The sequence below is a fragment of the Thiohalophilus sp. genome (assembly GCF_031581315.1).
Classification (GTDB): domain Bacteria; phylum Pseudomonadota; class Gammaproteobacteria; order UBA6429; family Thiohalophilaceae; genus Thiohalophilus.
Genome location: NZ_JAVLAZ010000074.1, coordinates 3,523 through 11,993, shown reverse-complemented (window position 1 = coordinate 11,993; position 8,471 = coordinate 3,523). Strand labels below are relative to the sequence as shown.

Here is an 8,471-nt window from a genome sequence, read left to right as displayed (position 1 = left end):
GGCTGTTGTCGAACCGAAGATAGAGAAAAGCCCCGCATTGCGGGGCTTTTTGTTTTTACTTGATTTCGACGTTGGCGTTTTGACGAAGCTGGATGACGTATTGCTGGATGAGCTGGCTGGATTTCATGTTGCGCAACTGATCCTTGACCTCGTCGAACTTGGGCGGGGTGACCTTGCGTTCGTCCTCCAGCTTGATGACATGCCAGCCGAACTGGGTCTTGACCGGCGATTTGCTATAGGTGCCTTTTTTCATGTTGGCCACGGCCTGGGTAAAGGGCGGAACCATCTGGTTGGCGTTGAACCAGCCAAGGTCGCCGCCGTTTTTGGCAGTGGGGCCGGTGGATTTGGCCCTGGCGACATCGGCGAACACCGCGCCGCTATCCAGTTCCTTGATGACGTCTTTGGCTTCCTGCTCACTTTTCAGCAGGATATGGCTGGCCTTGTATTCTTTGGCATTGCTTGAGGCAACGCGCTGCTCATATTCCTTTTTCAGTTCGCTTTCGCTGATGGGGCTGCTCTGGGCTTGTTTCTGGATCAGCGCCTGGATCAGCGCATCGGATTCCAGTTGCTTGATGCGAAAGGCGATGTCGGGGTTTTTGTGCAGTTTCTGTTTTTTGGCTTCCTGTAACAGAAGCTGACGATTCACCAGCTCATTGATCAACGCTTCGCGATTGACCTCGCCGGATTGCCCGTTTTGTTGCTGGCTGCGGTATTTGAGATAACGCTCGTAGGTTTCCTGCGAGATCGGCTCGCCATTGACCACGGCGACCGGGTCGGCCGCGTTGACACTGCCGCTGAATAACAGGCCGGCAGTAATGAGCGTAAATATTGAGGAGAAGGTATTGAATTTAAACATAATCGATATTCCTTAACTTGATGAACGTGGTTACGGAAACACCTTCTTGAAAGGTTTGACGGTAACGGATTGATAGACGCCGGCGGCGACATAGGGGTCGGCATCGGCCCACTGCCTGGCATCCTCCAGCGAGGCAAATTCAGCGACGATCAGTGAACCACTGAAGCCGGCCGGACCGGGGTCCTCGCTGTCGATGGCCGGGTGTGGGCCGGCCAGAATCAGGCGCCCCTGATCCTTGAGCTGTTGCAGGCGTTCCAGATGCGCCGGGCGCGAGGCCAGACGTTGTTCCAGGCTGTTGTCGTTATCCTGGGCGATAATGGCGTATAACATCAGGATTTACTACCCGGTTCGGTTGAGGTTGCCAGTTCGTCCTTGTTTTCCTCGTCCTTGACATGTAAAGAGAGATAGACACCGAGGCCGATCAGAAAGACGATACTCAGGATCAGCATACCAAAAAGTTTGAAGTTGACCCAGATGGATTCCATCGACTTGGCCTGCTGGCACAACTCCACCGCGCTTCCGCTGTAGGTGGCGGCACAATTTTCCAGGTTGACAGCCTGTTCAGTGGCGGCGATCAGCGCCGTTTCGGCCATGAAATAGAAGTTGGCCACATACAGGTTGGCGACACCCAGCAACACCGAGAACAATGCCATGCTGAAATTGGCATTCCGCCAGATGCGCGGTGGTACCGCGATCGCATGGCCCATCATGCGCTGGATCAGCGGTTTTTCCCCGATGAACTGGCTGCCGATAAAGGCGATAGCAAAGGCCCAGTAAACGGCCGTGGGCTTCCACATGATAAACGCCTTGTTCTGAAACAACAGGGTGGCGCCGCCCAGAATCACAATCAGCCCCAGGGTCACCAGATGCATGTTTTCGAACTTGCGATGGCGGTACCAGTAAAACGCGTTCTGCACTATTGAGCCGGCAATGGCGACGGCGGTAGCCGGGTAAATGCCATACAGCTTGTAGATGATGAAAAAGAGCAGTATGGGGAAAAAATCGAACAGAAACTTCATGGCAGTCCAGCTTTAGATGTCAGGGAGAAAGAGAAGGCTCAATGCAGAGTCGGATTATTGGTCATTTGATAATATTTTTCCATGACTTCCCGCACATGGCCCGGATAATCGATCGCTTCCACCTGTTCTATGCCCTCGCGGAAAAAGGTCGGGGCGTCTTCGGGCAGGCGCAGCAGAATCTGTTCGAAGACCGATTCCATGATGGCGGGATCGTGGGTTCGGGTCGCAACGATACCATGATTGAGGTTAAGCATTCTCCACGGGCGTCCGGCGTGGCTCTTGTCCTCGTCGGCCTTGACCTGGGGGGCAGCGGCATTGGCGATCTCGTCCATAATGCCGCTTAATTCGGCAAGAAAGTCGGGATCCTGGGTCTGGTTCGCGATGCGTGACAGGGCATCGACCACGTTGCGCAGCTCTTGCAGGCTGCCGATATTACGCGCGGTCCATAGCGCAATCGGTATGGATAATTCATCCAGCGTGACCTGTAACTCTTCCAGTTCCAGCAGCCCGGCCCATTCACTCAGGTCCGCCAGCTGGGCGAGACCGTAATCGCCCAGCTGGCTGAGATCCTGTAACTTGTCGGGCAGCGCCTCGCGGGATTTGCCGTCGCTGGTACCGTGGTACTGGGCATCGACATGTTGCACCATTTGCGCAAACTGTTTGAGGTTCTCGCCGATCACCTGCGGTCTCTCCAGTTCACTGTGTTCGATCGGGTTGTCGTCATAAGCCTGGTCGAGCGCGGCGGTGACTTCCGTCACCACGTCGGCGAGGGCGTTGAGATCGATCTCGACAATGCTCATTGTTTGGTTCACCGCGTTTTGCAGGTATCGAATAGCTGATTTTAACACAGGCGCCGGCGGGCCTTCAGCCACGCCGGATAGGGGCCTGAATTCGGGCTCCCGTTTTCCCCGGCGAACACGTTACACTGGCGCCCAGCCACAAATTACCGGATGATGGCAGGCCATTTCCGCAGAGCCGTATGCAGTCACCATGACAGAGCGATTCGATTTACACACCCATTCCACCGCCTCCGACGGTACCCTGAGCCCGACCGAACTGGTTGCCAGGGCCGTCGAGCGGGAGGTTGACCAGCTAGCGTTGACCGACCACGACACCACCGCCGGCCTCGAGGCGGCGCGGTTTGCGGCGCGTGAACAGGATCTCAGGCTGATCCCCGGGATCGAGCTGTCGGTCAGCTGGGCGCATCAGACTCTGCATATTGTCGGTTTGCACATCAATCCGGAGCATCCTGCCATGCAGGCCGGCATTGCCCGGCAACTCGATTTTCGTCGCTGGCGGGCCGAGGAGATCGGTCGGCGCCTGGCCAGGGCCGGTATCGACGGGGCGTATGACGGTGCCTGCGGTTATGCCGACGGCGATCTGGTGGGCCGCACCCATTTTGCCCGTTACCTGGTCGAACAGGGCCATGCGCGGGATCTGAAGCAGGTTTTCAAACGCTATCTGGTCAAGGGCAAGCCGGGCCATGTACCGGGCGAGTGGGCGACGCTGGAGCAGGCGGTGGGCTGGATCCGCGAATCGGGCGGACTGGCGGTCATTGCGCATCCGGCCCGCTACAAGCTGAGCGCCACGCGGCTGCGACAGCTACTGGGCGAGTTTGGCGATCTGGGCGGCGCCGCGCTGGAGGTGGTCTCCGGCAGTCACAGCCGGGATGACATGCTGCGTTTCGGCCAGCTGAGCCAGACCTGGAACCTGGCCGCTTCCAGTGGCTCCGACTACCACGGCCCGGAAAACCCCTACCGGGATATCGGCCGCCTGCCCGAGCTGCCGCCCGGCTGTCGCCCCATCTGGGAGTCTGACGCCTGGGCCCGCTGCAGCGAGGCGGCGGCATGAGCCAGTTTTTCCAGATCCATCCGGTGACGCCCCAGCCGCGTCTGATTCGCCAGGCGGTAGAGTTGCTGCGCCAGGGCGCGGTGGTCGTCTATCCGACCGATTCGGCCTATGCGCTGGGTTGCCACCTGGAAGACAAGAAGGCGATGGAGCGTATCCGTCATATCCGCCGGGTGGATGACAAGCACAACTTCACCCTGATCTGCGCCGACCTCTCCCAGATCAGTGCCTATGCCAAGCTGACCAACAATACCCTGTTCCGGATTCTCAACAGCTACACCCCGGGCCCGTACACCTTTATTCTCAACGCCACCGGCGAGGTGCCACGCCGCCTGCTGCATCCCAAGCGGCGCACCATCGGGATTCGCATCCCCGACAACCCCATTGCCCAGGCGCTGGTGGCCGAGCTGGGCGAGCCGATCATGAGCTCGACGCTGATCCTGCCCGGCGAAGAGATGCCCATGACCGATCCGGAGGAGATTCGCGAGCAGCTGGAGCACCAGGTGGACCTGGTTATCGACGGTGGCCATTGTGGCTTCGAACCCAGCACGGTGGTCGATATGACCGACGAGCTTCCCCGGGTGATCCGCCAGGGCAAGGGCGATCCGTCGCCATTCGAGACCACCTGAATAACCCCGATTTGCCCGCCGCGGGGGCCAACAGGGTATAATGCCCGGCCTGTTCAGCCGCTGGCCGGTGCGACAGAACCATGATAATGATGATAATCCCCGTGGCCGGCGACGGCCCGACCATAAGTATGGCTGTGCCCCAGGCATGACCCGCGATTTTCTATTCTGGAGCCCGAATTGACTGCCTTGCCCAATCAGAAACAACGTGTGCTGTCCGGCATGCGGCCGACCGGCGCCCTGCACCTGGGCCATTACCATGGTGTACTGAAAAACTGGATCAAACTGCAGCACGAGTACGAGTGCTTTTTCTTCGTTGCCGACTGGCATGCCCTGACCACCCATTACGAGGATCCGCAGATCATCGAGCAGAGTGTCTGGGAGATGGTCATCGACTGGCTCTCGGTGGGCGTCAATCCCGGCTCCGCGACCCTGTTCATTCAGTCCCGGGTGCCGGAACATGCCGAACTGCATCTGCTGCTGTCGATGATTACCCCGCTGGGCTGGCTGGAGCGGGTTCCGAGCTTCAAGGACCAGCAGGAGAAACTGCGTGAGCGGGACCTGGCCACCTACGGTTTTCTGGGCTATCCACTGCTGCAAAGCGCCGACATCCTGATGTACAAGGCCGGTCTGGTGCCGGTGGGCGAGGACCAGGTGGCCCACGTGGAGCTGACCCGCGAGGTGGCGCGCCGGTTTAACCATTTATATGGTCGCGAGCCGGGCTTCGAGGAGAAGGTTGAGGTGGCGATCAAGAAAATGGGCAAGAAAAACGCCAAGCTCTACCAGGAGCTGCGGCGTCGTTTTCAGGAGCAGGGCGATGACGAGGCGCTGCACACCGCCCAGGCGCTGCTCGACGATCAGCAGAACATTACCCTGGGCGATAAGGAGCGGTTGTTCGGTTATCTGGAAGGCAGTGGCCGGATTATCCTGCCCGAGCCCGACAGCCTGTTGACCCCGGCACCGAAGATGCCCGGTCTGGATGGACAGAAAATGTCCAAGTCCTATCACAATACCCTCTCGTTACGTGAAGATCCCGCCGAGGTCGAGAAAAAACTGCGCACCATGCCGACCGATCCGGCCCGCGTGCGGCGTAGCGATCCGGGCGATCCAGAAAAATGCCCGGTCTGGAAACTGCATCAGGTATACTCCCCGGACGAGGTGCGGGATTGGGTGCAGCAGGGGTGTACCAGCGCCGGTATCGGCTGCCTGGAATGCAAGGCCCCGGTGATCGATGCGGTCAAAGCAGAGCTGGAACCCATCCATGAACGCGCCATGGAATATCAACAGGATACGGGACTGGTGCGCAAGATTATCACCGAGGGCTGCGACAAGGCCCGGGATAACGCGCGCCAGACTCTGCAGGAAGTCCGGCAGGCTATGGGCCTGGAGTATCGCTGACACATGACCGACACCATCGAGCACCACGACAGCCAGGAAAAGCCCGAGCAGCAGGAGATGCCCTTCGCTGTGGTGCAGGGTACGCCGATGACGGCGCTGCCCAAGGATCTCTATATTCCCCCCGATGCGCTGGAAGTGTTCCTGGCGGAGACCTTTGCCGGACCGCTGGATCTGCTGCTGTATCTGATCAAGCGCCAGAACCTGGATATTCTCGATTTGCCCATCGCGACCATCACCGCCCAGTACATGGAGTACGTGGAGCTGATGACCGAATTGCGGCTGGAGCTGGCCGCCGAGTATCTGGTGATGGCGGCCATGCTGGCCGAGATCAAATCGCGCATGCTGTTGCCGCGTCCGGTCAGCGACGAGGAAGAAGAGGGCGATCCACGCGCCGAGCTGGTGCGCCGCCTGCAGGAATACGAACGTTTCAAGAAAGCCGCCGAGGATATCGACGAGCTGCCGCGGGTCGGTCGCGATGTATTCCCCGCCGAGGTCAAGGCGCCCGATCTCAAGGTCGTACGTACCCCCCCGGATGTGGATATCAAGGATGTGCTGGCCGCGTTTACCGATGTGATGCGTCGTGCCTCCATGTATGAGCACCATCATATCCAGATGGAGCCCCTATCGGTGCGTGAGCGCATGTCGCGGGTGCTGGGCGCCGTCAAGAGCGACAGCTTTACCGAGTTCAGTGCGCTGTTTACCATCGAAGAGGGACGCAGCGGCGTAGTCGTGACACTGCTGGCGATTCTGGAGCTGCTCAAACAGCACCTGATCGAAATGGTCCAGACCGAAGTCTATGGACCGATTCATGTCAAAGCCAGACAAGCCGAGAATAACCCCGAGTAATCAGGAACAACCAGGGCCGAAATGATCCATGACTGAACAGGAACTCAAACGCATCATCGAATCCGTGCTGTTTGCCGCCGACGATCCGGTGAACCTCAACCAGTTACAGGGCGTGTTCAACGAAGACGACGCCCCTGAGCCTGATGCGATCAAGGCGGCGATTGCCGCTTTGCAGGAAGATTATGCCGATCACAGTCTGGAGTTGCGTCAGGTGGGCTCCGGTTACCGTTTTCAGGTTAAACAGGATTACGCCAACTGGGTCTCGAAACTGTGGGAGGAAAAACCGGCCCGGTATTCCCGCGCCATACTCGAAACCCTGGCGTTGATCGCCTATCGCCAGCCCATCACCCGCGGCGAGATCGAAGAGATCCGCGGCGTCAGTGTCAGCAGTCAGATCATCAAGACCCTGCAGGAACGCGAATGGGTCAAGGTCGTTGGCCATCGCGATGTGCCGGGCAAACCGGCGCTGTATGCCACCACGAAAGAATTTCTCGATTACTTCAATCTGCAAAGCCTGCAGGATCTGCCGCCGCTGGCCGAACTGCGCGATATCGATTCCATCAATGCCGAGCTGGACTGGGGTGAAAGCCAGCAGCAAGCCGACGCCGCGCAAACGGAGGCCTCCCCGGATGAACAGTTTGAAGCTGAACCGGATGAGTCGGCAGCAATGAATGACGCGGACGCTGACGCCGCTGACCAGGAAGTTGACGAAGCCACCTGGCATGAAGATGCTGAAGCTGAAGCTGAAGCCGAAGCCGAAGCCGAAGCCGAAGCCGAAGCCGAAGCCGAAGCCGAAGCCGAAGCCCAGAGCGACGCCGATGATGAGTCCGAAGAAACCGACGATGAAGAGAACCGCACGAGCCGGGTGCTGAGCGCCGAGCACTGACGCCCGATGGCCGAACGCGTACAAAAAGTCCTCGCCCAGGCGGGCTATGGTTCCCGCCGGGAGATCGAATCCTGGATCGAGCAGGGCCGCATTGAAATCAACGGCAAGCCGGCCCGGCTGGGTGACAAGGTGGAACCGAAGGATGAAATCCGGCTCAACGGCAAGCCGGTGCGCCGTACACTGGATCTCGCCCCGCGGCGTATCCTCGCCTATAACAAGCCCGAAGGCGAAATCTGCACCCGAGATGATCCCGAAGGTCGTCCCACGGTGTTCAAGAAACTGCCGCCGGTCAAAAACGGTCGCTGGATTATCGTCGGCCGCCTGGATATCAACTCTTCAGGCCTGATTCTGTTCACCACCGACGGTGACCTGGCCAACCGGCTGATGCACCCTTCCTATGAAATCGAGCGCGAATACGCCGTGCGCGTGCTGGGCGAACTGTCCGATGACCATTACCGGCAACTGCGCGAAGGCGTGCAACTGGATGACGGCCCGGCCCGGTTCGATGACATCGTCGACGGAGGCGGGCAGGGCGTGAACCACTGGTATTACGTGTTACTGCACGAAGGGCGCAACCGCGAGGTCCGACGCCTGTTCGACGCCATCGGTGTGACCGTGAACCGCCTGATCCGCACCCGCTTCGGTAACCTGTTTCTGCCCCGCAACCTGCCGCAGGGGCAATGGCGCGAACTCGGCGAGAAGGATATCAACCACGTCCTGGCCATGGTCGGCATGGACGAAGCCCTGCCCGACGCCTCCCGCCCGGCCAAAAAGAAAACCGGCAAGAAAACGTCCCGCAAAAAACAGACCCGAAAAAAGACCTCGCGACGAACCAGCCAGTAATTCCTTTTTCTGGCTCACTGGGAAGCAACGCAGAGGTCGCTGAGGCGCGGAGACGCAGAGTTTGAATTGTGTCTGGTACTGGCGGGCGTGATGGATTTGAACAAGGATTCACCTGCCAGGGTGAATCCTTTATAAAAATCATTTTCTCC

The 8,471-nt window shown here is 59.0% G+C and carries 10 protein-coding genes; 6 read left to right on the top strand and 4 right to left on the bottom strand.

What is annotated here, in order from left to right; all coding sequences use genetic code 11:
* Positions 1 to 55: 55 nt before the first annotated feature.
* From RI563_RS10395 to RI563_RS10380, 4 genes are read right to left on the bottom strand one after another with little or no spacing between them, the layout of a single operon-like run.
* Entirely contained in the window at positions 56 to 856 is an 801-nt protein-coding gene (locus RI563_RS10395; protein WP_310694313.1) for a peptidylprolyl isomerase, read from the bottom strand.
* A 30-nt stretch (positions 857 to 886) separates the two neighbouring features.
* Positions 887 to 1,186: a YciI family protein gene (locus RI563_RS10390; protein ID WP_310694312.1), complete on the bottom strand. Its 300-nt coding sequence runs from the start codon at positions 1,184 to 1,186 to the stop codon at positions 887 to 889.
* Complete coding sequence (locus RI563_RS10385) at positions 1,186 to 1,875, bottom strand: inner membrane-spanning protein YciB (RefSeq protein ID WP_310694311.1); 690 nt, start codon at positions 1,873 to 1,875, stop codon at positions 1,186 to 1,188. The genes RI563_RS10390 and RI563_RS10385 overlap by 1 nt, the downstream gene beginning before the upstream one ends.
* Positions 1,876 to 1,913: 38 nt before the next feature.
* Complete coding sequence (locus tag RI563_RS10380; protein WP_310694310.1) at positions 1,914 to 2,675, bottom strand: hypothetical protein; 762 nt, start codon at positions 2,673 to 2,675, stop codon at positions 1,914 to 1,916.
* Positions 2,676 to 2,865: 190 nt separating this feature from the next.
* Here RI563_RS10380 and RI563_RS10375 point away from each other — a divergent pair, with 190 nt between their 5' ends.
* From RI563_RS10375 to rluB, 6 genes are all read left to right on the top strand, one after another.
* Positions 2,866 to 3,726 (top strand): PHP domain-containing protein, encoded by an 861-nt coding sequence (locus RI563_RS10375; RefSeq protein WP_310694309.1) that lies wholly within the window; start codon positions 2,866 to 2,868, stop codon positions 3,724 to 3,726.
* On the top strand, positions 3,723 to 4,352 hold the full coding sequence (locus tag RI563_RS10370; RefSeq protein ID WP_310694308.1) for an L-threonylcarbamoyladenylate synthase: 630 nt from the start codon (positions 3,723 to 3,725) through the stop codon (positions 4,350 to 4,352). Before RI563_RS10375 ends, RI563_RS10370 begins: the two co-directional genes overlap by 4 nt.
* Positions 4,353 to 4,529: 177 nt before the next feature.
* Positions 4,530 to 5,747 carry a tryptophan--tRNA ligase gene (locus RI563_RS10365; protein ID WP_310694307.1) on the top strand — a complete coding sequence of 406 codons (1,218 nt, stop codon included), beginning with the start codon at positions 4,530 to 4,532 and terminating at the stop codon, positions 5,745 to 5,747.
* A gap of 3 nt (positions 5,748 to 5,750) precedes the next feature.
* On the top strand, positions 5,751 to 6,593 hold the full coding sequence (locus tag RI563_RS10360) for a ScpA family protein (RefSeq protein WP_310694306.1): 843 nt from the start codon (positions 5,751 to 5,753) through the stop codon (positions 6,591 to 6,593).
* Between the two features lie 28 nt (positions 6,594 to 6,621).
* A complete protein-coding gene (gene scpB / locus RI563_RS10355) occupies positions 6,622 to 7,479 on the top strand; it encodes an SMC-Scp complex subunit ScpB (protein ID WP_310694305.1) in 858 nt (285 codons plus the stop codon).
* Positions 7,480 to 7,485: 6 nt separating this feature from the next.
* Positions 7,486 to 8,322 (top strand): 23S rRNA pseudouridine(2605) synthase RluB, encoded by an 837-nt coding sequence (rluB, locus tag RI563_RS10350; RefSeq protein ID WP_310694304.1) that lies wholly within the window; start codon positions 7,486 to 7,488, stop codon positions 8,320 to 8,322.
* The last annotated feature ends 149 nt before the right edge of the window (positions 8,323 to 8,471 follow it).

Coding starts and splice junctions, on each gene's coding strand:
- RI563_RS10370 (WP_310694308.1), top strand. CDS start 3,723: ATGAGCCAGTTTTTCCAGATCCATCCGGTGACGCCCCAGCCGCGTCTG.
- RI563_RS10395 (WP_310694313.1), bottom strand. CDS start 856: ATGTTTAAATTCAATACCTTCTCCTCAATATTTACGCTCATTACTGCC.
- RI563_RS10380 (WP_310694310.1), bottom strand. CDS start 2,675: ATGAGCATTGTCGAGATCGATCTCAACGCCCTCGCCGACGTGGTGACG.
- RI563_RS10375 (WP_310694309.1), top strand. CDS start 2,866: ATGACAGAGCGATTCGATTTACACACCCATTCCACCGCCTCCGACGGT.
- RI563_RS10390 (WP_310694312.1), bottom strand. CDS start 1,186: ATGTTATACGCCATTATCGCCCAGGATAACGACAACAGCCTGGAACAA.
- scpB (WP_310694305.1), top strand. CDS start 6,622: ATGACTGAACAGGAACTCAAACGCATCATCGAATCCGTGCTGTTTGCC.
- RI563_RS10360 (WP_310694306.1), top strand. CDS start 5,751: ATGACCGACACCATCGAGCACCACGACAGCCAGGAAAAGCCCGAGCAG.
- RI563_RS10385 (WP_310694311.1), bottom strand. CDS start 1,875: ATGAAGTTTCTGTTCGATTTTTTCCCCATACTGCTCTTTTTCATCATC.
- rluB (WP_310694304.1), top strand. CDS start 7,486: ATGGCCGAACGCGTACAAAAAGTCCTCGCCCAGGCGGGCTATGGTTCC.